The sequence below is a fragment of the Agrobacterium tumefaciens genome (assembly GCF_013318015.2).
In the GTDB taxonomy this organism is placed as follows: domain Bacteria; phylum Pseudomonadota; class Alphaproteobacteria; order Rhizobiales; family Rhizobiaceae; genus Agrobacterium; species Agrobacterium tumefaciens.
This window is the reverse complement of sequence record NZ_CP115841.1, coordinates 536,733-559,588: the sequence shown is the minus strand read 5'-3', so window position 1 is coordinate 559,588 and position 22,856 is coordinate 536,733. Positions and strand designations below refer to the sequence as shown.

General features: G+C 59.0%; 25 protein-coding genes. 8 read left to right on the top strand and 17 right to left on the bottom strand.

Annotation, left to right across the window (positions count from 1 at the left end):
• Nucleotides 1–342 precede the first annotated feature (342 nt).
• The 8 genes from ros to G6L97_RS02735 all read right to left on the bottom strand — a co-directional run bounded on the left by ros (nt 343) and on the right by G6L97_RS02735 (nt 7,151).
• Nucleotides 343–771 (bottom strand): MucR family transcriptional regulator Ros, encoded by a 429-nt coding sequence (gene ros / locus G6L97_RS02770; RefSeq protein ID WP_003512037.1) that lies wholly within the window; start codon nt 769–771, stop codon nt 343–345.
• A 431-nt stretch (nt 772–1,202) separates the two neighbouring features.
• Nucleotides 1,203–1,535: a monovalent cation/H(+) antiporter subunit G gene (mnhG, locus tag G6L97_RS02765; protein WP_003512029.1), complete on the bottom strand. Its 333-nt coding sequence runs from the start codon at nt 1,533–1,535 to the stop codon at nt 1,203–1,205.
• Nucleotides 1,532–1,918, bottom strand: a complete 387-nt coding sequence (locus G6L97_RS02760) for a cation:proton antiporter (RefSeq protein WP_003512027.1) — start codon at nt 1,916–1,918, stop codon at nt 1,532–1,534. The genes mnhG and G6L97_RS02760 overlap by 4 nt, the downstream gene beginning before the upstream one ends.
• Complete coding sequence (locus G6L97_RS02755; RefSeq protein ID WP_013635705.1) at nt 1,915–2,394, bottom strand: Na+/H+ antiporter subunit E; 480 nt, start codon at nt 2,392–2,394, stop codon at nt 1,915–1,917. The genes G6L97_RS02760 and G6L97_RS02755 overlap by 4 nt, the downstream gene beginning before the upstream one ends.
• Nucleotides 2,391–3,968, bottom strand: coding sequence for a Na+/H+ antiporter subunit D (locus tag G6L97_RS02750; protein ID WP_097101917.1), 1,578 nt, complete (start codon nt 3,966–3,968; stop codon nt 2,391–2,393). Before G6L97_RS02750 ends, G6L97_RS02755 begins: the two co-directional genes overlap by 4 nt.
• 20 nt (nt 3,969–3,988) lie before the next feature.
• Complete coding sequence (locus tag G6L97_RS02745; RefSeq protein WP_003512021.1) at nt 3,989–4,366, bottom strand: Na+/H+ antiporter subunit C; 378 nt, start codon at nt 4,364–4,366, stop codon at nt 3,989–3,991.
• Nucleotides 4,366–4,785, bottom strand: coding sequence for a Na(+)/H(+) antiporter subunit B (locus G6L97_RS02740; RefSeq protein ID WP_003512013.1), 420 nt, complete (start codon nt 4,783–4,785; stop codon nt 4,366–4,368). Before G6L97_RS02740 ends, G6L97_RS02745 begins: the two co-directional genes overlap by 1 nt.
• Nucleotides 4,782–7,151, bottom strand: coding sequence for a putative monovalent cation/H+ antiporter subunit A (locus G6L97_RS02735; protein ID WP_003512011.1), 2,370 nt, complete (start codon nt 7,149–7,151; stop codon nt 4,782–4,784). The genes G6L97_RS02740 and G6L97_RS02735 overlap by 4 nt, the downstream gene beginning before the upstream one ends.
• A 205-nt stretch (nt 7,152–7,356) precedes the next feature.
• Between G6L97_RS02735 and msrB the strand changes: the two genes are divergently transcribed.
• Together msrB and G6L97_RS02725 are read left to right on the top strand one after the other, a co-directional pair.
• Entirely contained in the window at nt 7,357–7,764 is a 408-nt protein-coding gene (gene msrB / locus G6L97_RS02730) for a peptide-methionine (R)-S-oxide reductase MsrB (protein WP_003512009.1), read from the top strand.
• Between the two features lie 116 nt (nt 7,765–7,880).
• Complete coding sequence (locus G6L97_RS02725) at nt 7,881–8,507, top strand: LysE family translocator (RefSeq protein ID WP_019564107.1); 627 nt, start codon at nt 7,881–7,883, stop codon at nt 8,505–8,507.
• Nucleotides 8,508–8,527: 20 nt separating this feature from the next.
• On the opposite strand, the gene G6L97_RS02720 is transcribed toward G6L97_RS02725, so the two are convergent.
• The 5 genes from G6L97_RS02720 to G6L97_RS02700 all read right to left on the bottom strand — a co-directional run bounded on the left by G6L97_RS02720 (nt 8,528) and on the right by G6L97_RS02700 (nt 11,072).
• Complete coding sequence (locus tag G6L97_RS02720) at nt 8,528–9,025, bottom strand: GNAT family N-acetyltransferase (RefSeq protein ID WP_003512007.1); 498 nt, start codon at nt 9,023–9,025, stop codon at nt 8,528–8,530.
• Nucleotides 9,026–9,132: 107 nt separating this feature from the next.
• Entirely contained in the window at nt 9,133–9,801 is a 669-nt protein-coding gene (gene trhA, locus G6L97_RS02715; protein WP_003512005.1) for a PAQR family membrane homeostasis protein TrhA, read from the bottom strand.
• Nucleotides 9,802–9,989: 188 nt separating this feature from the next.
• Nucleotides 9,990–10,310 carry a TraR/DksA family transcriptional regulator gene (locus G6L97_RS02710; RefSeq protein ID WP_003512004.1) on the bottom strand — a complete coding sequence of 107 codons (321 nt, stop codon included), beginning with the start codon at nt 10,308–10,310 and terminating at the stop codon, nt 9,990–9,992.
• Between the two features lie 61 nt (nt 10,311–10,371).
• A complete protein-coding gene (locus tag G6L97_RS02705; protein WP_025592781.1) occupies nt 10,372–10,782 on the bottom strand; it encodes a universal stress protein in 411 nt (136 codons plus the stop codon).
• Nucleotides 10,783–10,823: 41 nt separating this feature from the next.
• Nucleotides 10,824–11,072 carry a hypothetical protein gene (locus G6L97_RS02700; protein ID WP_141566650.1) on the bottom strand — a complete coding sequence of 83 codons (249 nt, stop codon included), beginning with the start codon at nt 11,070–11,072 and terminating at the stop codon, nt 10,824–10,826.
• Between G6L97_RS02700 and G6L97_RS02695 the strand changes: the two genes are divergently transcribed.
• Nucleotides 11,055–11,915 (top strand): VOC family protein, encoded by an 861-nt coding sequence (locus G6L97_RS02695; protein ID WP_111783230.1) that lies wholly within the window; start codon nt 11,055–11,057, stop codon nt 11,913–11,915. The two genes, G6L97_RS02700 and G6L97_RS02695, sit on opposite strands and share 18 nt — an antisense overlap.
• A gap of 83 nt (nt 11,916–11,998) precedes the next feature.
• Entirely contained in the window at nt 11,999–13,183 is a 1,185-nt protein-coding gene (locus G6L97_RS02690) for an AI-2E family transporter (protein WP_003512001.1), read from the top strand.
• Between the two features lie 7 nt (nt 13,184–13,190).
• On the opposite strand, the gene G6L97_RS02685 is transcribed toward G6L97_RS02690, so the two are convergent.
• From G6L97_RS02685 to G6L97_RS02670, 4 genes are all read right to left on the bottom strand, one after another.
• Complete coding sequence (locus tag G6L97_RS02685) at nt 13,191–14,267, bottom strand: bifunctional transcriptional activator/DNA repair enzyme AdaA (protein WP_111783231.1); 1,077 nt, start codon at nt 14,265–14,267, stop codon at nt 13,191–13,193.
• Nucleotides 14,268–14,383: 116 nt separating this feature from the next.
• Nucleotides 14,384–15,109: a polysaccharide deacetylase family protein gene (locus G6L97_RS02680; protein WP_013635693.1), complete on the bottom strand. Its 726-nt coding sequence runs from the start codon at nt 15,107–15,109 to the stop codon at nt 14,384–14,386.
• Between the two features lie 52 nt (nt 15,110–15,161).
• Nucleotides 15,162–16,070: a dihydrodipicolinate synthase family protein gene (locus G6L97_RS02675; RefSeq protein WP_111783232.1), complete on the bottom strand. Its 909-nt coding sequence runs from the start codon at nt 16,068–16,070 to the stop codon at nt 15,162–15,164.
• 105 nt (nt 16,071–16,175) lie between these two features.
• Nucleotides 16,176–16,577: a DUF930 domain-containing protein gene (locus G6L97_RS02670; protein WP_003511997.1), complete on the bottom strand. Its 402-nt coding sequence runs from the start codon at nt 16,575–16,577 to the stop codon at nt 16,176–16,178.
• 223 nt (nt 16,578–16,800) lie between these two features.
• Between G6L97_RS02670 and G6L97_RS02665 the strand changes: the two genes are divergently transcribed.
• The 4 genes from G6L97_RS02665 to G6L97_RS02650 all read left to right on the top strand — a co-directional run bounded on the left by G6L97_RS02665 (nt 16,801) and on the right by G6L97_RS02650 (nt 22,678).
• On the top strand, nt 16,801–18,900 hold the full coding sequence (locus G6L97_RS02665) for a S9 family peptidase (RefSeq protein ID WP_111783339.1): 2,100 nt from the start codon (nt 16,801–16,803) through the stop codon (nt 18,898–18,900).
• A 495-nt stretch (nt 18,901–19,395) separates the two neighbouring features.
• Nucleotides 19,396–20,406 carry an ABC transporter substrate-binding protein gene (locus G6L97_RS02660; RefSeq protein ID WP_019564115.1) on the top strand — a complete coding sequence of 337 codons (1,011 nt, stop codon included), beginning with the start codon at nt 19,396–19,398 and terminating at the stop codon, nt 20,404–20,406.
• 264 nt (nt 20,407–20,670) lie between these two features.
• The gene (locus G6L97_RS02655; RefSeq protein WP_174002673.1) at nt 20,671–21,579 is read left to right on the top strand and encodes an ABC transporter permease; all 909 of its coding nucleotides are present in this window, start codon (nt 20,671–20,673) and stop codon (nt 21,577–21,579) included.
• Nucleotides 21,572–22,678 carry a quaternary amine ABC transporter ATP-binding protein gene (locus G6L97_RS02650; protein WP_111783234.1) on the top strand — a complete coding sequence of 369 codons (1,107 nt, stop codon included), beginning with the start codon at nt 21,572–21,574 and terminating at the stop codon, nt 22,676–22,678. Before G6L97_RS02655 ends, G6L97_RS02650 begins: the two co-directional genes overlap by 8 nt.
• Nucleotides 22,679–22,856: the final 178 nt, after the last annotated feature.

Here is a 22,856-nt window from a genome sequence, read left to right as displayed (position 1 = left end):
CGCGGGGAAGGGCAAATTTGGCGTCGAAAAACATGCGATTGATTTCGCTTTGTTTTTGAATAAAGGTGACGCTCGGACAAGGATTTTTTTCCTCTTCCAAAATTGCGCGCGGCAATAAAAAAGCCGGTCTAAGGACCAGCCGGATATAACACTAGGTGCAAGTTGTGTATGGAGCGGGCATGTGCGCCCTGCCGCCATCTCCTGCTAAGGGAAAAGGTCACGGCGGCGAGTTAAGGGGCAAGGCCAGCAATATGCTGCCAAGGTCCCCTTTATCCGGCGCTTCGGGCCATCTTTCCCCGGACGGGGAGAAAATACAGCCGCGACACAATCCGTCTTAGAAAATCAACGGTTCGCCTTGCGGCGCTGACCGAGACCCATTTCCTTGGCGAGCCGCGAACGGGCTTCGGCATAGGCGGGAGCAACCATCGGATAATCGACCGGCAGATCCCATTTTTCGCGATATTCTTCCGGCGTCATGCTGTGATGCGTCGTCAGGTGGCGTTTGAGCGACTTGAACGAGCCACCACATTCCAAACAGACGATATGATCGTCCTGAACTGACTTGCGAACGGACACAGCAGGCTTCTGCTTTTCAACATTGACCGCCACCGATGCCGGTGCCGATGTTCCGCTGAGTGCCGTATGAACATCCGAAATAAGGCCGGGAAGCTCAGTTACCGGAACGACGTGGTTGCTAACATAGGCAGCCACAATATCCGCCGTCAGTTCGACCAGCAGATCCTGGGCGTTACCGTATGCAGTTTCCGTCATTTAAGTATCTCCTGTTATTTATCTCCAGACACGGATGAACGCCGCATCGAGCGATGTGAAGTTACCCGGTGCCCCTCCTTCGCCCTGTTGAAACCAACGTGAAATCTACCCCTAGATTTCAAGCGAAACCGGAAACGAATTGATCCGAGATTCAACTTGTAGCCCGCGACATGGCCAACAAAGGTCTGATCAACCATAGATTAGACATTAATAAAATGCCTATGCCGACCATGAAGAGGCTAGATGCAAATCGCAATAAGCAATTTTACACTTAATTTGGATAGCATCAAAACAGCAAAAGTCAAATTCCTATTATGATTTTTTCAGTCCAAAACAGTCTAATTGGAATACAAAAAATCACGGGTAATAAAATACTATGCCAAGTAGTAATGCAAAACGAAGACCCCCCATTATTAGGGGGTAATTCAACTTCAAATTTTCTTTAGGTCATCAACTACCGATTTATCAGCAAGTGGATAACCTGCCTTGTGTGCAGCCATTGCAAGAAGATGTGCGGAGACCGGTGCTGTCAGAACAAAGAAAAAGAAACCGGCAAGTGCCCGTGCCAGCGTCGATATTTCCGTGGAATGAATGCCAACGGCCAGCAGCAACAGGCCTGAGCCCACCGTTCCCGCCTTGGAGGCCGCATGCATGCGGGTGTAGACATCCGGCAGGCGATTAAGCCCGATTGCCGCAATCAGCGAGAAGGCGGCACCTGAGACCGTCAGTGCCGCAACCAGAATAGCCACGATCCAGCCCATCATCGACCGCCCCTTCTTTTTCCACGCCTGGATACTTGTTTTTCAGGCTTTTCAACAACTTCCGATGCCCGCTCGCCGTCGAGAACAGCCTTTGTCCTGCGCCTGCCATCTGCACCGCGCGACAGGACGAAGCGGGCAAAAGCCACCGTTGCGAGAAAACCCACCAGTCCGAGCGCAATGGCGATATCGACATAAAGATCGACGCCGGTGCGGATGGCGATAACCGCAATGAAGCCGATGGCGATACCGACCAGCATGTCGAGCGCGACGATTCGGTCCGGCAAGGTCGGACCGACGACGACGCGATATACTGTCAGCAAAAAGGCAGCGGACAGTACAACCGTGGCAAGTACAGTTGCAAATGAAACTATGAGTTCCGGCGTCATCCCTGAAACGCCTCCATGATCTTTTTTTCGAAGCCGTTTCTGATGTCATTCTTGGCGGCTTCGATATTGCTGCAATCGATCGCGTGGACGTAGAGCGTTGTTTTATCCTCGGAAACATCGACCGAAAGTGTGCCGGGGGTCAGCGTGATGAGATTGGCAAGCAGCGTGATCTCGAAATCCGTCGTCAGCCTGAGCGGATAGGCGAAGATACCGGGCTGCACATCGAGCTTCGGCCGCGTCACCATCACCGCCACCTTCCAGGCCGATAGCGCCAGCTCCTTGAAGAACAGCAGCAGCAGCGACAGCACGCGGACCGGACGCAGCCGATGACGGCCGCCCTTGGGGATCTGGTGACGGATAAGGCCGAGCGCCAGCGCCGAGACGATGAGGCCGAAGAGAATGTTCGCCGGCGTGACGCTGCCGCTCACAGCGAGCCATACGCCAACAAAGAGCAGTAACAGGATGTAGCGGCTCATGGTCTGCTCCCCTCGGAAAACACCGACTGGATATAGGCTTCGGGGTTGCCAAGCCCCGCAGCCGCCTGCTGGCTGAGATTGAGCAGGCTTTCCGGAAACAGGCCGAAGAACACCACCAGCAATGTCAGCCCGACCAGCGGGACGAAAGAAGGGGCCGCCAGAGGCGACGCAGGCAGCGACGGCGCCTGGCCGGTTGAGGCCACTGCCGGGCGCCAGAAACATAAGAGGAAGACCCGCCCGAAGGCGATGGTGGCGATGAAGCCGGACAGGAGAAGTGCGGCGGCAAGCCACCAGGCGCCGATATCGATCGCCGATTTGACGAGAACCACCTTCGGCCAGAAGCCGGAAAACGGCGGCAGTCCGGAACCGGCGAAAAACAAGGCGAGCGCGAGGCCCGAAAACCACGGCGCCTGCCGATAAAGGCCACCGAGCGAAGTCAGGGTAAAACTGCCGCCAAGGCGGGCGGCGTGGCCGGCGGCGAGATAAAGCGCCGTCATCAGCACCATGGAGTGCAGCGCGTAAAAGATCGCGCCAGCAACGCCGGAGGGCGTGCCGATGGCGATGCCCGCCATCATGTAACCGATGCCCGATATGACGATGTAACCGAGCATGCGGCGGATATCGTTCTGTGCGAGCGCACCCATGGCGCCGAGCACCATTGTCAGCGCCGCAGAGATGGCGATGACGATACTCAGCTCCTCCCGCTCGACCGGAAACAGCATGACCATGACGCGCAGCAGCGCGTAGATGCCGACCTTGGTAAGCAGGCCGCCGAACAGGGCGGAAACGACGATGCGCGGCGTGTGATAGGAGGCGGGCAGCCAGAAATTCACCGGAAAGGCCGCCGCCTTCATGGCGAAGGCGAGAGCAAACAGGCTGGCCAGCGTCATCAGCGGAGCCGTGCCGCGCAGCTGCGTCGCCTTCAGCGCGATATCGGCCATATTGAGCGTGCCGAAGATGGCATAGAGATAACCGACCGTGATCAGGAACAGCGTCGTGCCGATGAGGTTGAGGATGGCGTATTTCAGCGCGCCATCGATCTGCTCGCGCGTGGAGCCCAGCACGATGAGGCCGAAGGACGAGATCAGCAGCACCTCGAACCAGACATAGAGGTTGAAGAGGTCGCCGGTCAGGAACGCACCGGTGACACCCGCCATCAACAGCATCAGGAATGGATAAAAACCGTATCGCCTGCCGCTGGCGTCGATATCGGCGCTGGCGTGGATGGCACCGGCCAGCGCCACGATGGCGGCGGCGAGCGACAGCAGCGTGCCGGTCAGATCAGCCGTAAAGGCAATGCCGAAGGGTGGCAGCCAGCGGCCCATGACCATGGTGAACGGCCCTTGGGTCACGACCTTCCACAGAAGCGCAGCATCGAGCAGTACCAGCAGAACAAGTGCCGTGATTGCAATGGGCGCATGCAGACGCATGGTGTGGCGCAGCATCATCAGCACCGCACCTGCGCCGATTGAGAGCGCGACGGGAAGGATGATCAGCCAGTCGGATAGCGGCACGGGTGCCGTGACCAGCGCTGCGGAAAGATCTGATATTGCAGAGGTGGTGGATGAAGCCATGTGTCTGTGCCCCGCCCCGCTCAATAACCGAGCGGCGGCAAAGGCTCGCCTGCCGGTTCTGCGGTGCGCATTTCGTCGGTGTCGTCGGTCTGCAATTCCTGGAACGCGCGCCAGGTCAGCACCAGCAGGAAACAGAAGAAGGAAAAGGAAATGACGATTGCCGTGAGGATAAGCGCCTGCGGCAGCGGATTGGCGGCACCCGCCGGCAGGGCGTCCATGCCGGGCGGAATGATCGGCGGCACTTCGCGCGTCAGCCTTCCCGCCGTGAACAGCAGGAGGTTGACTGCGTTGCCGAGAATGGCGATGCCGAGCAGCATGCGGATGCTGTGACGCGAGAGCATGAGATAGATCGCCACCGAAAAGAAGATGCCGACGAGAATGGAGAAGACAGCTTCCATCAGTCGCTATCCCTTTCTTCCAGAGCCAGCGCAATGGAGGTGATGGCACCGACCACGACGAGATAAACGCCGATGTCGAAGGACATGACGGTGGAGAGTGGCACTTCCACACCGAGCAGGCTCGGATAGACCCACAGCCCGGTCATGAAGGGCACGCCGGCTGCAATCGAGACGAGACCAGACAACATCGCCAACAGCAGCCCCGCGCCGGCAATGGACAGCGGATGGTACACGATGGCGCGCCGGACTGCGGCCACACCATAAGCGATGCCGTAGATCGCCAGCGCCGAGACCGCGATCAACCCGCCAATGAAACCGCCGCCCGGCTCGTTATGGCCGCGCAGCAATACAAAGATGGAAAACAGCACCATGAGGCTGGTGACTACGGGGGCGACGGTGCGCAGGATAAGCGTGTTCAAGCCCGCGCTCCCTTCTTCTTCGCTATTTTTGCTGGGCCCTTGATGGCAGCAGCCGGGCGGATGCGGATGAGCGCGAGAATGGCCAGGCCTGTTATCATCACCACCGCAATCTCGCCCAGCGTATCCGTGCCGCGGAAATCGACGATGATGACATTCACCACATTCGCCCCGTGGGCGATGACCTTGGAATAGGTGTTGTAGAAATCGGTTAGGCGATTATCGAACGACGCTTCCGTCGCCCGCATCAGGAACAGGGCAAAGCCGGTTCCGCAGGCAATGGCGATGGTGCTGTCCAGAAGCTTCTGGCCAGGGCCGCGATGGTCTGACGGCGACAGGCGAAGCCTTGTCATGACCAGCGTCAGAATGACCACGGAAAGGGTTTCGACCATGAATTGCGTAAACGACAGATCGGGCGCACCGAACAGCAGGAAGATGACCGCCACCGCAAACCCCTGAATGCCGAGCGCGATGATGGCCGTAAGCCGACTGGACGCCGTGAGCACAGCGACAAGGCCCGCAACCGCGATGGCAATGAAGGTCAGCTCATGGATTTTCATGTCGTGCGGCCACGCCGGCATGGACGGCATTTCGCCATAGAGAAACAGCGGCGCAAGCAGCACGACGGCGATGACGGCGAAAGTGGCGGTGACGTAAAATTCCAGCCTGCCGGGCTGGATAAGCCTGACAACGTGGAACGAGATTTTGACCAGCGTTTCGATGAAAACATCGAAGCCCCTGTCCGGCCCTGCACCCAGCGCCTTGAAGGTGCGCACCATCAGGCCGCGAACGGCGGAAAGCTGCATATAGAGGACGATGCCGAGCGCGATCGTCAGCAGCGACAGGCCGAGCGGCACGCCGATATGGGGAATGAGCGAGATTTCCACCGGGCGCGCCTCACCCGCGATCGCGCTTGCCATCGGCGTCGAAATGTAAAAATGCGAAAGGCCAGCGAAGAGAGCGATGGTCAGCCCCTTTATCGCCAGCAGCGCCGGGCCGAGCCACAGCAGCAGTGGTCCCTCATGCGCGTGTTTCGGGGTTTTCACGGGCTTGCCGAGGAAAGGTTTCAGCGCCACGGCAAAAGCGACGGCAAACATCAGCGCATTGCCGAGAATGGCGATGCCGGTGAACAGCACGGCACGCGGATTGCCATGCGCCAGCGCATAATAAATCTCTTCCTTGGCGAGAAAGCCGAAAAAGGGCGGCAGGCCGGCCATGGAGATGGCTGCGGCAAGTGCTGCCGCAAAGGTGATCGGCATGGCTTTTCGCAAGCCGCCGAGCTTCGTCACATCGCGGGTTCCGGTCTCGTGGTCGATGATGCCGGCAACCATGAACAGTGCGCCCTTGAACAGCGAATGCGCCACCAGATAAAGCACAGCCGCCTCTATCGCGTGGTCCGAGCCAAAGCCGGTCAGCATCACCAGCAGACCGAGCGAGGACATGGTGGTATAGGCCAGCATCAGCTTCAGGTCGGTCTGGCGCACGGCGAGCAGCGCGCCGGTCAGCATGGTCAACCCGCCGAAGAACGGCAGCAGGATCTGCCAGGCAGCGGTATCGCCGAGAACGGGGTTGAGGCGCATCAGAAGATAGACGCCGGCCTTCACCATGGTTGCCGAGTGCAGATAGGCCGAAACCGGCGTTGGTGCCTCCATCGCGTTGGGAAGCCAGAAATGGAACGGGAACTGCGCCGATTTGGTGAACGCGCCGCCGAGAACCAGCAGCAGCGCAGCCAGATAGAACGGGCTGTCGCGCAATATATCGCCGCCACGCACCAGCATGGACAATTGCGTCATGCCGCTCATGTCCCAGATGAAGATCAACCCGGCGAGCAGCAGCAGACCGCCGCCGCCCGTTACCACCAGCGCCTGTAAGGCGGCACGGCGTGCGGCCGGGCGCGCATGGTCGAATCCGATCAGCAGGAAGGAGGTTATCGAGGTCAGTTCCCAGTAAACGAACAGCATCAACAGGCTGTCCGAAACCACGACGCCCAGCATCGCGCCCATGAACAGAAGCAGGAAAGACAGGAAGCGGCCCTGCTGCGGATGCCCCTTCATGTAACCGCCGGCATAGAGCACGATCAGCAGACCGATACCGGTGATCAGAAGTGCAAAGGTCAGCGACAGGCCGTCGATGAACCACGAAAAGCTGAGGTTGAAACTTGGAACCCAGACGTAACCGCCCGTGACCACGCCGCCAGCCGCCACCTGCGGCAGCATCAGTGCGAAGTGGACAAAAGCCAGCGCGGGCGCGATCGCCAATATCCAGACGGCATTGTGACCTAATCTTTTCACCAGCATCGGTGCGGCAAGCGCTGCCAGAAACGGCAAAAACAGCGACAGGAATGTCAGCTGCGTGACATCTGATGTCATTCACATCTCCCAGGGCTTCCCCTACCCCTGTACGCCCATGAATGGCGTTCTTTTCAAATCGTATTTTTCAGTTAAGGCATAGACACCGCCATCTCAACCCAAATCGACTCTCATACCTGCCCATAACGTACTCGTTATGACAGCTGCCCTCTTTCAATCTGCAGCGCCGATGCCTATTTCTGGCAGGAACAGAAAGGATCATTCCATGAGCGATCTGACATCCCCGAAAGTGAACAAGAGCGATGCCGACTGGCGCGAGCAGCTGACGCCGGAGCAATATCGCATCCTGCGTGAACACGGCACCGAGCGCCCATTTACCGGTCCCTACTGGGACACGTTCCAGAAAGGCCTCTATCGCTGCGCCGCCTGCGACGAACCGCTGTTCCTCTCCGATACCAAATTCGATGCAGGTTGCGGCTGGCCGAGCTATTTCGAACCGGTGAAACCGGGTGCGGTGACGGAACATCGCGATGCGACGCTTGGCATGGTGCGCACCGAAATCCGCTGCGCCAATTGCGGCGGCCACCTCGGCCACGTCTTTCCGGACGGCCCACCGCCCACCGGCCTGCGTTATTGCATCAACGGCCATTCGATGGTGTTCGAACCGATCTGATGAGAGACAGGTAACGGCCGGTTGCCTGCCGGCCGTTTTTGCGAAGAAAATGACCGTCTCGACAGCCGGACCGGAGAGTGAGATTATCGCGATCTCACTCCTTCCGGATCACCGTCATGGCGCTCGAAACCATCCTCATATTCATTCCCGCCTGCTTTGCCCTGAACATGGCGTTCGGGCCAAACAATCTTCTGTCGATGACGGTTGGTGCGCGATACGGCATGGCAACGGCAGTGATGGCCGCGAGCGGCCGGCTGGTTGCGTTTGCGGGCATGATCGCGATCGCCGCTTTGGGCCTCGGCGCACTTTTGATGGCTTCCGAAATGATGTTTTCGCTGATCAAATGGATCGGCGTTCTCTACCTGCTGTGGATCGGCTTCAAGCTCATCCGCTCAAGGGCGGATGTCACCGCTCCCGATATCTCCTCGGGCAACGGAAATATTCTCAAGACCTATCTGCGGCAGGAGTTTTTTGTCGCCTCCGGCAATCCGAAGGCCATCCTGATATTCACGGCCTTTTTCCCGCAATTCATCCAGCAGGACGCCTATTGGCAGAGCTTCGCCACGCTCGGGGCAATTTTCCTGCTGCTCGAGGTGGTGGCCATCACCGTTTATGCCTTTGTCGGTTCGCGACTGTCCGGTCTTATGCGCAATGCGCGCGCCCTGAAGCGCGTCAACCGGATCAGCGGCTCGATGATGATGGCTTTCGGTGTCATGCTGGCCTTCGCCCGGCGCCCCGCCTGAGAGAAATCCCGGCCCGCGTACTAGTTCAGTTTAAGCTCCATGCAGGTCAGGTCCAGCCAGCGGCCAAACTTGGTGCCCACTTCCGAAAACCGGCCGGCAACGGTGAAACCGAGGCTTTCGTGCAGGCGGATGGAGGCGGCGTTTTCCGATTCGATCGCGGCGATCAGCACATGCACATCGTTGCCGGAGGCGTGGTCGATGAGCGCCTGCATCAGCCGCTTGCCGATGCCGTGGCCGCGCGCGTCCTTGTGGACATAAACCGAATGTTCGCGGGTGTGGCGATAGCCGTCGAAGGCGCGCCAGTCGCCATAGGAAGCGTAGCCGGCAACCTTGCCGTCAAGAATCGCGACGATCACAGGAAAGCCACGTGACTTGCGGGCGGAAAACCATTCCTTGCGGTTTTCCAGATCGACCAGCACTTCGTTCCAGATCGCCGTCGTGTTCAGGACCGCGTCGTTGTAAATCTCCATGATGCCGGAAAGATCGTCCACGGTGGCATCGCGCAGTTCCAAACTCATTATCGTTCGCCCTCATTCTTGTCTGCATCGCGCGCCCAACGTTCCGGGGCACGACCTTCAGGCGAGCATTAGGCGATGACGCGGATGGCTGTCCAGTGCTCTCTAGCTCAGGAAGACATGGGAACGAGGCTGAAGGAAGTGACCACGGCAAAATAGTGGACAACGGCGGCGGCAACGACGAAACCGTGCCAGATGGCGTTCTGGAATCGCAGCTTTTCCCAGACGTGGAAGACCACGCCGAGCGAATAGATGACACCGCCAGCGACAATTAGCCAGAGCGTGACGGGGGCCAGATGCGTTGAGAGCGGCTGCACCACCATGATGCCGCTCCAGCCCATGGCGAGATAAAGGCCTATGGCGACCCGGTCGTAACGGCCGGGAAACAGGCATTTGAGCAATATGCCGCAGATGGCGGCAAGCCAGATCAGCCCCAGCATGGTGGCAATCAGCGGCTCGTGGATACCGCGCATCAGGAACGGCGTGTAGGTGGCGGCGATCAGGATGAAGATCGCCGAGTGATCCAGCCGGCGCAGGAACCATTTTACGTTGGAATGCGGCCAGATATTATAGGTGAAGGACACGGAAAGGCAGGCGACAAGGCCGAGTCCGTAAATCCAGGCGGCCGCGATGGCGCTGAGGCTGCCCCAGACGGTCGCGTAAAAAATCAGCGCCGTGGCGCCCACCAGCGCAAAAACGATACCCACGCCGTGGACGATACCATCGGCGACAATCTCGTGAAAATCATACTGGCGACCAAACCGCCACACGTTACTCATAGTCCATTCCCGTTTGCCTGCTTGTGGCCAAGCATGACGGCAATATTAGACAGGAACAAGACAGCAGCCGGTTAACGGCGATCAAATTGCGTTCCGGGCTGTTGCGAAAGGAGAGGTTGATCGGTGGCCTCGCCGTTTCCCTCATTCCTGCGCTTGTCACAGGAATGAGGAGGGAAAAAGGAGCGCCCTCACAAGGCCGCAGCGCATTCCTGGCAGAACGGCGTATAGGGCACGGCTTTCAGGCGGTCTTCCGAAATTTTCTTGCCGCATTTGACGCAGGTGCCGTAGGTACCGTTCGCGATGCGGTCGAGTGCGGCGTCGATGGCGCGCAACTCGTCCTGGCCCACCTGCCCAATTTCATCCAGCACCTCGTCATTGCTGCGTTCAGCGGCGCGATCGTCGTCATCGGGGTTGCGCGGTTCTTCGAAATCCGCCTCGATTTTGTGCAGGCGGCTGTAAAGCTCGCGCTGGCGGTCGCGCAGGATTTTCTCGTAACTTTCGACATTCATGGTCTTCTCCTCCAGCCGGTGCGGGCGAAAATCGCCCGCAACCCCAAGATTTCAACTCACTTTACCTGTCAATCAGCACCGAGCACTTGGCATGGCGCACCACGCGGTCGGCGGTGGCGCCGATGAAATAATTGGTAAAGTCAGGCATATGCGATGCGATGATGATGAGATCGGCCTTGTGCTCTTCGGCAGCGGCTATGATTTCACGCGCCGGCGCGCCGCTTCTGATTTCGTGCTTGCCCTTGAAGCCGGCCTTCGCCTGAATATCCGCAAGTTTCGTCTTGGCATCCTTGATGGCATTTTCGATGAGGTCTACCGGCAGGTCGATCGCCATATAGCCGGGCAGTTCCTCAACCACATTGATGAGGACGATCTCGCCATCGACATCCAGCAGCGCCTTGGCCTTGGCGAGAATCTTCTCTCCCTTGTCGATGGCGCTGAGGTCTACCGGTACGATGATTTTCTTGTACATGGCTATCTCCTTTGGCGTAATCTGCCGTTCACGTGTCGGGCTCATATTTCCCTGCCGATGCGCCCTTCGCCTTGATTGAAGTCAAAGCCGCGTCGGAGCAGCAACAGGGGCATTGTCAACGAATAGTGGACGGTCAATCGCCAGATGGCGATCTTTGCTGAACGACAAAACCCGCCCATATTCACCACAAATGAACGCCGCAAAGCGGCGTCGGCTGATGCAGACGCGCAAATCCGCGTCGTCAGCACGCCGGATTCAATATGGAGATTATGATGAGTGAAATCAAACAATTCGCCCTGACGCGGCCGGCTTATGTCGGTCAGGCTCATCTTGTCGTTCACGATCTGCCGCGCATTTCGGAATTCTACCAGAAAATCATCGGCCTCTCCGTCATCGAGAAAAGCCCGAGTGGCGAGGTTCTGGGCGTCAACGGCCAGCCGCTGCTCACACTTTCCACCTCCAGCACGGTTGAACGCGCGCCGCGCAATGCCGCAGGCCTGTTCCACACCGCCTTCCTGATGCCACGCCGCGAGGATCTGGCCCATTGGCTGGCCCATGCCGCGCACAACAATATCCAGCTTCAGGGCGCATCCGACCATCTGGTGAGTGAAGCGATCTATCTGGCCGACCCCGAAGGCAACGGCATCGAGGTCTATCGCGACCGGTCGCCCTCGGAATGGACCTACCAGCAGGACGGCACGGTGGAGATGGCTACGCTCCGCCTCGACCTACAGGCGCTGTATGACAGTGCGCCGAAAACGGCGTTCGAGGCCGCCGCCGATGGAACGGCCATCGGCCACATGCATCTGCAGGTCGGCAATATTCCGCAGGCAGATGAGTTTTATCAGGATGTACTGGGGTTGAAGATCATGGCGCGTTATCCGGGTGCCAGCTTCTTCGGCTCGGGCGCTTATCATCACCATGTGGCCGCCAATATCTGGAACAGCCGCGGCGCCACGGCCCGCAAGGACAACATGACGGGCCTTTCGGGCTACTCGCTGAAGTTCAACGATAGTGCGGCGCTCGATACTGCAATGGCCGCTCTCGACCGGCTGGAAATAGCTACGGAACGGCAGAGCGACGGTATTGTTCTCAAAGATCCGTGGGGCATAGGCCTGAAGCTTTCCGCGTAAAGACCACGGGGCGGCAGAAATTTTTGCCGCTCCGGAACCGCCTCATTTTTCGAACGTTTGATGTCTTATTGGGGGACAGTTCGATGAATGAGAATGCCAGGCCGGAAAAAACCGGCATATTGGGCAATATCGGGCGGCGCGCCGCAAACGCTCCGTCGACGAAGGCCGACCCTTTCGAGGGTCTGGCGTCTGGGTCGCACCGTGACGACGCGCGCAGCCAGCAACCGCTTGGCCGAGAAGCGCTCGATGTGGCCGTTGCATGGTCGGTTATCGGCATTTTTCTCGTCGTCATGATGGCGGTCATTCATGAATTGTCTCTGATCCTAATACCGGTGGTGCTGGCGATTGTCGTGGGCATGATCCTCGGCATCGCGGCGGAAAAGCTCAGTTCCTATGGCATTCCCGGTGCCGGTGTGGCGGTCATTCTCTCCGGCCTTGTCGCGGCCGTGATGTTTTTCGTGATCAATTCGCTGATCGACCCGTTGTCGCAGCTCGCCTCCGAAGGACCAGCGCTGATCGAACGCAGTATGGACCGCTTCCTGCCCTATCTTCAAAGCATCCGATGGCTGAACATTTCGGCAGCAACCTTCAGCATGGGGTCGATTTCAATGGAGTCGCTCATTTCGCGCAGCGGTGAGATAATTTCCCTGCTCGGTTCCAACGTCACCCCCGCAGTCGTTCAGGGCATGATCTTCCTCGCCGCGCTTTTGATGTTCCTCTACAGCCGCCTGCGGCTGCGCAAGGCGATCATCATGGCCTTTCCGGCCCGGCACCAGCGGCTGAGGGCCATTCGGATCATCGCTTCGGTGGAAGAAGTGCTCGGCACCTATTTTGCCACGGCAGCGCTGATCTATGCGGCGCTGGGCGTGACGATGGTGGCGATCGCCTATTTCGGCGGGCTGGCCATGCCGCTTCTGTGGGGGCTTTTCGCCTTTCTCTCCAGCTTCGTGCCATTTCTCGGCATCACCGCCATGACGGTGTCGCTGGCGGTGGCAGGCATTATCACGCATGACAACATGGTGCTGGCATTGCTGCCATCCGCGATCTTCTTCACCATTCACCTGTTGATGGAAAACCTGGCCTTTCCGGCAGTGGTGGGCCGCAACATGGAGATCAACCCCTTCCTCGTCTTCGTGATGATCATCTTCTGGACGTGGATGTGGGGTGCTGCGGGCGCCATGCTGGCACTGCCGCTGTCGCTGATCGCCATGACAGTAACGCGCGAGCTGTTTCCTTCACGCCGCATCGTTCCAAACCTGCCGGCCTGAAGGCCGGTCAGGAGGCGAGAGGAATGCGGAACTTATCGGCCATGCGCCGCTCGTGCTCGATCAGCCATTTCTTGCGCCACAGCCCACCGCCATACCCGGTCAGGCTGCCATCTGCGCCCAGCACCCGGTGGCAGGGAACGACGATGGCGATCTGGTTAGCGCCATTGGCGCGGGCGACGGCACGCACGGCGGATGGCCGTTGCATCGACGTCGCAAGCGAAGAATAGCTGACGATCTCTCCCGCCGGTATCTCCCGCAAGGCGTGCCAGACATCGCGCTCGAAGGGTGTGCCGTGTCCGGCAAGCCGGGTTTCGAAGTCAGCCGAGCGCCCGGCGAAATAGGCCGCGAGTTCTGCTGCGATCTGGCCGGTGACCGGCGTCCTGCCCAGCACCATATCCGCGCCGGTGCGCGCCTTCAGCCGCTTCAATTCGGCCGGAAGCGCTGGACGGTCGGCAAATTCTAGAAGATGCAGGGCGTGATCATCGGCAACCACCAGCATCGGACCGATCGGCGTGTCGATCCAGTCGCCCTTCAGAAACCCCTTGCCCTTCATGGCGGCGGGAGAGGTGCCGAAGAACTGATTGATGGCCGAGCGGAAACCGCTGCCGGATTCATATCCGGCATCGATCTGCGCGCCGATCACGGCTTCTCCTGATGCGAGGCTTGTCGCCGCATCTCCCAGCCGCCGCAACCTTGCGATTTCCAGAAAACTCATGCCGAAACGGCGTTTGAAGGTGCGGCGCACGGTAGAAGGGTCATGGCCCATTGCCACCACATCCTCCTCACGCCAGCGCCGCGCCGGTTCGTTTTCCAGTGCCGTCAGAAGGGTGGTGACGGTTTCATCCGCCGTGCCATAGGAAAGCATCGGCTTGCAGCGCTTGCAGGGGCGGAAGCCAGCTTCCAGACATTCGGCGATGGTTTCGCGAAACCGGCAGTTTTCGATCTTCGGCTTTCGCGCCGTACAGGTAAAGCGACAGAAAATCTTCGTCGAGGTCACGCACACATAGGCCACGCCCTCATAGGCGGGGTCCTTGTTCACAAGGGCGGAATATAGGGTTTCGGTGTCGGGGCGTTTGAACAGCATGGGAGGATGCTAGCGCAAATTTGAGCGGTATGCCGCCGAAAAACGGGCGTGGATGTGGGATGCTCATTTCCCTCGTTCCCGTGCTTGTTACAGGAATGAGGAGAGAGTCGCCCCGCTCAATTACCCGGCGGCGTAAACGACGGGTCGTCCAGCCTTGTGAACACCACGCCGCGGGCCTTCAGCGCCAGAAGTCCCCTCACCACGCCCTCACCCGCTTCGTGGGTAGGCTGATTGATGTGGGAGATGATGACGTCGCCGTCCTTGGCCGAAGCGATGTGCTTTGCCGTGGCGGCCGCGCCCAGAAGCGAGCCGCCATCGCCATTGACGGAATAACCCGCCACCCGCATGCCGAGCCTGTTGATGGTGGCCATGGACGAGGTGGTATATTTCGCCGTCGCACCGCGAAACCATTGCGGTTGAAGACCGGTCATGGCGACAATTGCCTGCCTGCCGCCCTCGACCTCCTGCTCGACTGCCGCTTCCGAACCGGCAGCGGCAATGCCGTAGATGGCAACGGGCTTGTCCACCGCTGGCACATGGTTTTCGCCGTGGTTTTCAATCTCGAACAGATCCGGATGCGCCATCATTACGGCAAGCGCTTCGCTATTGTGCTTCAGCCAGCGGGCAGTGACGAAGATCGTCGCCGGTATCTTTTCCTGCACCAGCGTATCGAGAATGCGATGGTCGGTCTTGCCCATGCAGGCGTCCAGAGTCATCGCCACCCGCACCCTGCCGTCATGCCTCGGCGTCATTTTCAGCGTCGGCTCGACGAGACCCGTCCCCGCGAAGGCGGCAGTGGAGAGCGACAGGAAGAGAGCGGCAAAGGGCAGGCTACGCAGCATTTTTCAGTTTCCGAAGGGTAAGATGTGGCAATCCGCCTGCAAAACGCCCGAATTATGGCGCGGCTTCCAGCGTTGACAGAGCGTTCAGCACCTCTTCCACCCGCTGGCGCTCCGCGCTGGTGAGCGACAGGATTGGCCGGGGCGGCTCGCATGCCGTTACCGACAAAGCACTGGCGGCGGCGTAGATCACGCGGATACTGCCGAATTCCTTGAAGAGCGCCCAGAGCGGCTGGAAGGCCAGATCGAGCCTGCGCGTCTCCTCCGCATCCCCGGCCTGAGCGGCGCGCATCAACCGCAATGCCGGAACCGGCAGCAGGCCCGCAACGACGCTGTACCAGGCATCGCCGCCGGCAAGCGTTGCTTCCGCACATCCCCAGTCGCCGCTGTAACCGATGGCGAAATCATCCGTCAGTTTCGGCCGCAGCCGCGCAAGCTCTCCCGCATAGTCGGCATCGGCCGGCAGCGGCATCTTTATGGCACGGATATTCGGGATATAGGCGAGCCTGACCAGAAGCTCATCGCTGAAGGAGAATCGCGTCGTCGTCGGGTTGTTGTAGATGGCGAGCGGCAAATCGGTTGCGCCGGCGACGGCGGCGAAATGGTGATAGGCCTCTTCCTGAGTCAGCGGCGTATAGGAAACGGGTGCCAGAAGCAGCGCATCGGCACCGGCAGCTTCGGCATCCTTCGCCAGCGCCACGGCCTCATCGGTGCGCAACGCGCCGACGCCTGCCATCAATGTGCGCCTGCCCTTGAGGACGGCATGGGCCGCCTCGACTGCGCGCCGCCTCTCGGCGCGCGACAGATACATATAGGTTCCGGTGCTGCCGAGAATGCCGATGGAATCGACCTCCGCCGCATCCAGCCGCTCGACGAGGGCGGAAAAGGCTTGGCTATCCACCTGCCCGGCCTCGTCAGCGGGCGTGATCGGAAAAGCCGAAAGTCCCTTGAATTGCTTCGCCATGTTCTCGCCCCTCAATTCGATCGAAGGACAGCGTTACAGACCCATTGGCAGGGCGGCAAGAAAAGCGGGGTTTAAACCGGCGACCGCGGACGAAGAATTCCCCGATCAGTCATAAAGATACAACTTCTTCCACTGCTCTTCGGGAATCTTGTCGCCGACACGGTAATCGAAGGACTGGATGGAGAGGCTGTCGCTTTTCAGCTGGCACTTGTATTTGAGCTTGTACCATTCACCGGCGCTTCTGAAGACTGCACCCGACGCCTTGATCGAATTCTTGCCAACCTCGGGATCACCGAAGGTATAGGCAATGACCTTATCCGGCTTCATGCCCTTCTGCTCCGTCGCGATCCGCTCCATCGCCTCTATGTCGCAACGCTGCTCCAGACGCTCCTCGGGGGCGAGCACGTTCAGCTGCCGCATGACGTTGGCGTCTATTGCGAAAGCGGGTGTAGATGCCTGCAAGGCAAGGAAAAACGCAGAAAGAGCAGCGGGAAGAAACTTTCGCATGGGATCCTGTCAGTTTTCGTTTGTTCTTATCGATGCACGGCAGGCCGGTGGCAGGCGCGTATCATCGCTGATTTGCCGGATATTGCCAAAATGTGATCGAAAACTGACGAAATTGTGCCCAAGCCTCATTTCACCTGTGGAGATTTGAAACTTGATCGGTGGTGAGGGGCACTCTACATCTTGGGTGCCGCCCACGCATTTTTCATACGAAAGCGAGTTTCCCTTGCCGATTTTCAAGAACCTGCCCGCCGCCCCGACCGCCGAAAAACGGCCCGTCCAGGATACGCATCACGGCATCACCCGCACCGATGACTACGCATGGTTCCGGGCCGATAACTGGCAGGCCATGTTCAAGGACCCTACCCTGCTCGACCCAGCCATCCGCGCCCATCTGGAGGCCGAGAACGCCTATATGGAAGCCGCAATGGGCGACACCAAGGCGCTTCAGGAAAAGCTGTTCGAGGAGATGAAAGGCCGTATCAAGCAGGACGATTCCTCTGTTCCGGTCAATGATGGACCTTATGCCTATGGCACGCTGTTCGTGACCGGCGGCGAGCAACCGCATTATTTCCGCACCCCGCGTGATGGCGGCGAAAAGCACGTGCTGCTTGATGGCGACAGGGAAGCTGAAGGCAAGGATTATTTCCGTCTTGCCGGCCTCGACCAGTCTTCCGATCACAGTCACGGCATCTGGGGTTATGACGACAAGGGTTCGGAATATTTCACGCTGCGCATCCGTAATCTCGAAACCGGTGAAGACCTTGCCGATGTCGTGGAAAATACCGGCGGCGGCGGGGCATGGGCGCCTGACGGCAAGAGCTTCTTCTATACGCTACAGGACGAAAACCACCGCCCCTCGAAGGTCTTCCACCACATCATCGGCGAGCCGCAGTCGGCCGACCGGCTGGTCTATGAGGAAAAGGACCCCGGCTTCTTCATGGGCGTCGGCGCGTCCGTGCTCGACGACTTCATCTTCATCGACATTCACGACCATGAGACCAGCGAATACCGCATTCTTTCCACCAAGGACCTGATGGCCGAGCCTGTTGTGGTTGCGGAGCGCGAGGAAGGTATCGAATATTCGATGTGCGAAGGCGGCGATGTCTTCTACATCCTCACCAATGACGGCGATGCCAAGGATTTCCGCATCATGGAAGCGCCGGTGACCGCGCCGGGCAAGGAAAACTGGAAGGAGGTCGTGCCGCATGAGCCGGGTCGCCTCATTCTCTCCGTCGATGCCTATGCCCGCCATCTGATCTGGCTGGAGCGCCGCGACGGCCTGCCGCGCATCGTTATCCGCGATCGCCGCACGGGCGAGGAACATTCCATCGCCTTTGCCGAGGAAGCCTATTCGCTTGGCCTGCATGGCGCTGCAGAATACGACACCGATGTCATCCGCTTCTCCTACTCCTCGATGACGACGCCGAGCCAGTTGTTCGACTACAATATGGTGACGCGCGACCGCACGCTGCTGAAAACGCAGGAAGTGCCTTCCGGCCACAATCCCGACGACTACATTACCCGCCGCATCATGGCGCCTGCCCAGGACGGCGAGTTGGTGCCGGTCTCGCTGCTTTACCGCAAGGATGTAGCGCTCGACGGTTCGGCCCCCTGCCTGCTTTATGGCTACGGCGCCTATGGCATCACCATCCCCGCTTCCTTCTCCACCACAACGCTGTCTTTGGCAGACCGTGGCTTCATCTATGCCATCGCTCACATTCGCGGCGGCAAGGACAAGGGTTTCGAGTGGTATGAAACCGGCAAGATGAAAGACAAACAGAACACGTTTAAGGATTTCATCGCGGCTGCCGATCATCTGGTCAAGGAAGGCTTTACCTCCTACGACCGCATCATCGCGGAAGGCGGTTCGGCAGGGGGAATGCTGATGGGCGCCGTCGCCAACATGGCCCCGGAAAAATTTGCCGGCATCATCGCTGCGGTTCCCTTCGTGGACGTGCTGACGACCATGCTTGATGACACGCTGCCGCTAACCCCGCCGGAATGGCCGGAATGGGGCAATCCGCAGGAATCGGAAGAGGAATATCAGTGGATCGCCGCCTACAGCCCCTATGACAATGTCGGGGAAAAGCCCTATCCGCCACTGCTTGCGCTTTCCGGCCTCACCGACCCGCGCGTGACCTATTGGGAACCGACCAAATGGGTGGCGAAACTGCGCGAAAAGACGACGGGGGAAGCCCCGATCCTGCTAAAGACCAACATGGCGGCTGGCCATGGAGGCAAGTCGGGCCGTTTCCAGCGGCTGGAAGAAATTGCCTTCGAATATGCCTTCGCACTGAAGGTCGCGGGCAAGGACACCGTCTGACACGCTGCATGCAGAAACGGGCGGCGATCCAATCGTCGCCCGATCTTATTTTGGACGAAAATACCTGCGAAAATCTCGTTATTGAATATTTTTTCCACAAATTATCACACGCATCTTTTATTTAAATAACATCTTTATCGACATTGAATTTTTATTTCCAGTTGCTGCAACTCATAATATATCTTCCGCAAACACAAATAATTCCCATGTATTACGTCACCGGGAAAAATGTTCCGGAAATCGAACGCATGGCTGCGTTGCGCCATTTCGCATTGCAATATCACTTTTCGGCCGTATTATCCGGGCCGTTGACATATTCATGCGCCTTTTCGCCGCCTTTCTCGCGGCAATCCTGCAGCACGTCTTGCGGATAATCTTATCGCCGGATTTTTTCGGCTTTTTCATGCGCCATGTCAGTTCGCCCTTGGCAATCCGGGCTTTGCAGTGCTCCCGCTTTGCCAACTGAAAACACTGCATCAGACTTGGAGGTCTCCCATGAAGAAACTCCTGGCCTCGACCATTCTCGTAACGGGCTTTACCATCGCTGCCGGTGCAGCAAATTCCGCCAACGCCGCAGAAACATGTGGCAGCGTCACCATCGCCGAAATGAACTGGGCGTCCGCCGGTGTTGCGGCTTACGTCGACAAGTTCATCATGGAAAACGGCTATGATTGCACGGTCAACGTCATCAGCGGCGACACCACTCCCACATTCACCTCCATGAATGAAAAGGGCCAGCCGGATATGGCGCCCGAAATGTGGGTGAATACCCTTGGCGCCCCCTATGAGGACGCCGTCAAGAAGGGCAACCTGATCCAGGAAAGCAAAATCCTGAGTGAAGGTGGCGTTGAAGGCTGGTGGATTCCCAAATATCTCGCCGACGAACACCCTGATATCAAGACAGTTGAGGACGCACTCAAGCATCCCGAGCTTTTCCCGGCGCCGGAAGACGCCAGCAAGGGTGCCGTGTTTGGCTGCCCGCCGGGCTGGGGCTGCCAGCCAACGACCGCCAACCTGTTCAAGGCACGCAAGGCCGACGAGAAGGGCTTCGCCCTGATCGATACCGGCTCCGCCGCGGGCCTCGATGGCTCGATCTCCAATGCCTATGAGAAAAAGCAGGGCTGGCTCGGCTATTACTGGTCCCCGACGGCCATTCTTGGCAAGTACGACATGGTGAAACTGGACGATGGCGTGGCACTCGACCGCGAGGCCTACGACAATTGCATCGCCAAGCCTGATTGCGCCGATCCCAAGCCAAACGCCTATCCGGTGGCAGAGGTATTCACTGTTGTCACCAAGGACTTCGCCGAGAAGGCCGGTCCTTCCATCGACTATATCCGCAAGCGGCAGTGGGACAACGAGACCGTCGCCAAGGTTCTTGCCTGGATGGATGAAAACCAGGGCACCAACGAAGACGGCGCGGAATATTTCCTCGAGAACAACGAGGATATCTGGACGAAGTGGGTTTCGCCCGAGGTGGCAGAGAAGATCAAGGCTTCGATGTAGTGCATCCGGAGGGTGGGAAAGCTCGGGTTTGTATCCGTGGCTTTACCCCCCTCTGCCCTGCCGGGCATCTCCCCCTCAAGGGGGGAGATCGGCCTGCGGCAAGGCCTCGCTCCACTCCAACCTAGCGGATGAAGCGATGTGGCGCGTCTTGCCGATCTCCCCCCATGAGGGGGAGATGTCCGGCAGGACAGAGGGGGGTGCCCGCACGCTCCAGCGACTCCATTGTCCCTCCCATTCATCCAACCCAAAGGGAAAACAACAATAATGGCCCTCTGTAACTATCTGCCGGATATGCTGTGCAAGTTTCCGGCCATCGATAACGGCACGATGCGTGTGGCACGCAAGACCATCGATGACGGTTTTCGCGATATCGTGCGCAATTACGGCGATGCGATCGATGTGATCGTGCATCCGCTGCAGCTCTTTCTCAACTCCTCGGAGCGGCTGTTCATCCAGACCCCGTGGATCGTCACCATGCTGGTCATTCTGGCGATCGTGCATCTGGCCGGGCGCAGCGTCAAGATCACCGGTGGCACGGCCATCTCCCTGCTCATGATCGGCGCAGTCGGCCTCTGGCGCGACGCCATGACGACGCTTTCCATCGTCGCCATCGCCACGCTGATCGCCATCGTCATCGGCCTGCCGCTCGGCATTTTGATGGGACGCTCCGAACGGTTGCAGCGTATCATCAATCCCGTGCTCGACGTGATGCAGACCCTGCCAAGCTTCGTTTATCTCATCCCCGTGGTGGTGATTTTCGGCATCGGCAAGGTACCGGGCCTGATCGCAGTGGTGATCTACGCCATTCCGCCCGTCATCCGCCTGACCAGCCTCGGCATCCGCCTGGTAGACCGGGAAGTGCTGGAAGCCGCCGATGCCTTCGGCTCCTCCAACGGCCAGAAGCTGTTCAATGTGCAGCTGCCGCTGGCGTTGCCCACCATCATGACCGGCATCAACCAGACCATCATGATGGCACTCGCCATGGTCGTCGTCGCCTCCATGGTCGGCGTCGGCGGTCTCGGCAAGAATGTGCTGCAGGCCATCAACAACCAGTTTTTCACGGTGGGCTTCCTGAACGGTTTCGCTCTGGTCGCCATCGCCATCGTGTTCGACCGGGCAAGCCAGGCTTTCGGCAAGCGCCTGCAGAAATACCGCGAGGTCTCCCATGGCTAAAAGCATCGAAATCAGGAATCTTTACAAGATCTTCGGCAAGCATCCCGAGAAGTACCTCGAAGCGGTGCGATCAGGCATGGACAAGGTCGAGCTGAACGACAAACACAACCATGTGCTTGGCCTCAACAACATCAACATCACCATGCCGGGCGGCAAGATTACCGTGGTCATGGGGCTTTCCGGTTCCGGCAAGTCGACGCTGATCCGCCACATCAACCGGCTGATCGACCCGACCGCAGGTGAGGTCCTCTACGACGGCGAGGACATTTGCGGCATGAGCACTTCGGCGCTGCGGAAATTCCGCCGTCACAAAACGGCGATGGTGTTCCAGAAATTCGGCCTCCTGCCGCATCGCACCGTGCTGGAAAACAGCGTCTACGGCCTCGATATTCAGGGCATGCCACGCAAGGACAGCGAAGAGAAAGGCCGTTACTGGCTGGATCGTGTCGGTCTTGCCGGCTATGAGGATTATTATCCGAACCAGCTTTCCGGCGGCATGCAGCAGCGTGTTGGCCTTGCCCGCGCGCTTGCCAACGATGCCGATATTCTCCTGATGGACGAGGCCTATTCGGCTCTCGATCCGCTGATCCGTGTCGATATGCAGACGATGCTGCTCGACCTTCAGCAGGAGCTGAAAAAGACCGTGGTGTTCATCACTCACGATCTGGATGAGGCTTTGCGGCTCGGCGACCACATTGCCATTCTGAAAGACGGCCAAGTGGTGCAGCAGGGCGACGGCCAGAGCATCATCCTTTCCCCTGCGGATGGTTACGTCACCGACTTCGTGCGCGACGTCAACCGCAGCCGCGTGCTTCAGGCGACCACCGTGATGGAGCCGCTGACGGCGAAACCCGAGGGCATGTCGGTGCCGGAAAACGCGACTCTGGAAACCATCGCCCGCGATATGTCGGAGGCGAACGAAACCAGCGCCCATGTGGTGGATGAAGACGGCAAGCCAGTCGGCGCCATCGGCCTCGACACGCTGGTGGCGGCGATGGTCACGCCGGCACCTCAGGAGACGGAGGCCGGGGTGGCAGTCGTGGAGGAAGCGGAAAAAATCCCGGAACCGGCGGCGCCTGTGGAAAAGGAAACTGCGTAATCCGGCACCAACAGGATTTGCCTTTCTTTCAGAGGACCGAAAAAGCCCCAGCCCCGCTGCGCAAAAGACATCGGAGCTGGCTGGCCGCGCCCAAACTCTTTCGTCATACCGGCCTAGAGCCGGCATGACGGGAGTGGGGTGTTTGGCGCCAGAGTTTGAGCGGCACAACAGGGTCGCC

Excerpts from the sequence above, each read along its gene's own strand:
- G6L97_RS02650 (WP_111783234.1), top strand. The coding sequence starts at position 21,572 with ATGGCTAAAAGCATCGAAATCAGGAATCTTTACAAGATCTTCGGCAAG.
- G6L97_RS02750 (WP_097101917.1), bottom strand. The coding sequence starts at position 3,968 with ATGGCTTCATCCACCACCTCTGCAATATCAGATCTTTCCGCAGCGCTG.
- G6L97_RS02755 (WP_013635705.1), bottom strand. The coding sequence starts at position 2,394 with ATGAGCCGCTACATCCTGTTACTGCTCTTTGTTGGCGTATGGCTCGCT.
- G6L97_RS02675 (WP_111783232.1), bottom strand. The coding sequence starts at position 16,070 with ATGGCGAAGCAATTCAAGGGACTTTCGGCTTTTCCGATCACGCCCGCT.
- G6L97_RS02685 (WP_111783231.1), bottom strand. The coding sequence starts at position 14,267 with ATGCTGTTCAAACGCCCCGACACCGAAACCCTATATTCCGCCCTTGTG.
- G6L97_RS02690 (WP_003512001.1), top strand. The coding sequence starts at position 11,999 with ATGAATGAGAATGCCAGGCCGGAAAAAACCGGCATATTGGGCAATATC.
- G6L97_RS02670 (WP_003511997.1), bottom strand. The coding sequence starts at position 16,577 with ATGCGAAAGTTTCTTCCCGCTGCTCTTTCTGCGTTTTTCCTTGCCTTG.
- G6L97_RS02760 (WP_003512027.1), bottom strand. The coding sequence starts at position 1,918 with ATGACGCCGGAACTCATAGTTTCATTTGCAACTGTACTTGCCACGGTT.
- G6L97_RS02735 (WP_003512011.1), bottom strand. The coding sequence starts at position 7,151 with ATGACATCAGATGTCACGCAGCTGACATTCCTGTCGCTGTTTTTGCCG.
- G6L97_RS02725 (WP_019564107.1), top strand. The coding sequence starts at position 7,881 with ATGGCGCTCGAAACCATCCTCATATTCATTCCCGCCTGCTTTGCCCTG.
- G6L97_RS02745 (WP_003512021.1), bottom strand. The coding sequence starts at position 4,366 with ATGGAAGCTGTCTTCTCCATTCTCGTCGGCATCTTCTTTTCGGTGGCG.
- G6L97_RS02710 (WP_003512004.1), bottom strand. The coding sequence starts at position 10,310 with ATGAATGTCGAAAGTTACGAGAAAATCCTGCGCGACCGCCAGCGCGAG.
- G6L97_RS02695 (WP_111783230.1), top strand. The coding sequence starts at position 11,055 with ATGAGTGAAATCAAACAATTCGCCCTGACGCGGCCGGCTTATGTCGGT.
- ros (WP_003512037.1), bottom strand. The coding sequence starts at position 771 with ATGACGGAAACTGCATACGGTAACGCCCAGGATCTGCTGGTCGAACTG.
- msrB (WP_003512009.1), top strand. The coding sequence starts at position 7,357 with ATGAGCGATCTGACATCCCCGAAAGTGAACAAGAGCGATGCCGACTGG.
- G6L97_RS02655 (WP_174002673.1), top strand. The coding sequence starts at position 20,671 with ATGGCCCTCTGTAACTATCTGCCGGATATGCTGTGCAAGTTTCCGGCC.
- G6L97_RS02720 (WP_003512007.1), bottom strand. The coding sequence starts at position 9,025 with ATGAGTTTGGAACTGCGCGATGCCACCGTGGACGATCTTTCCGGCATC.
- G6L97_RS02660 (WP_019564115.1), top strand. The coding sequence starts at position 19,396 with ATGAAGAAACTCCTGGCCTCGACCATTCTCGTAACGGGCTTTACCATC.
- G6L97_RS02705 (WP_025592781.1), bottom strand. The coding sequence starts at position 10,782 with ATGTACAAGAAAATCATCGTACCGGTAGACCTCAGCGCCATCGACAAG.
- mnhG (WP_003512029.1), bottom strand. The coding sequence starts at position 1,535 with ATGATGGGCTGGATCGTGGCTATTCTGGTTGCGGCACTGACGGTCTCA.
- trhA (WP_003512005.1), bottom strand. The coding sequence starts at position 9,801 with ATGAGTAACGTGTGGCGGTTTGGTCGCCAGTATGATTTTCACGAGATT.
- G6L97_RS02680 (WP_013635693.1), bottom strand. The coding sequence starts at position 15,109 with ATGCTGCGTAGCCTGCCCTTTGCCGCTCTCTTCCTGTCGCTCTCCACT.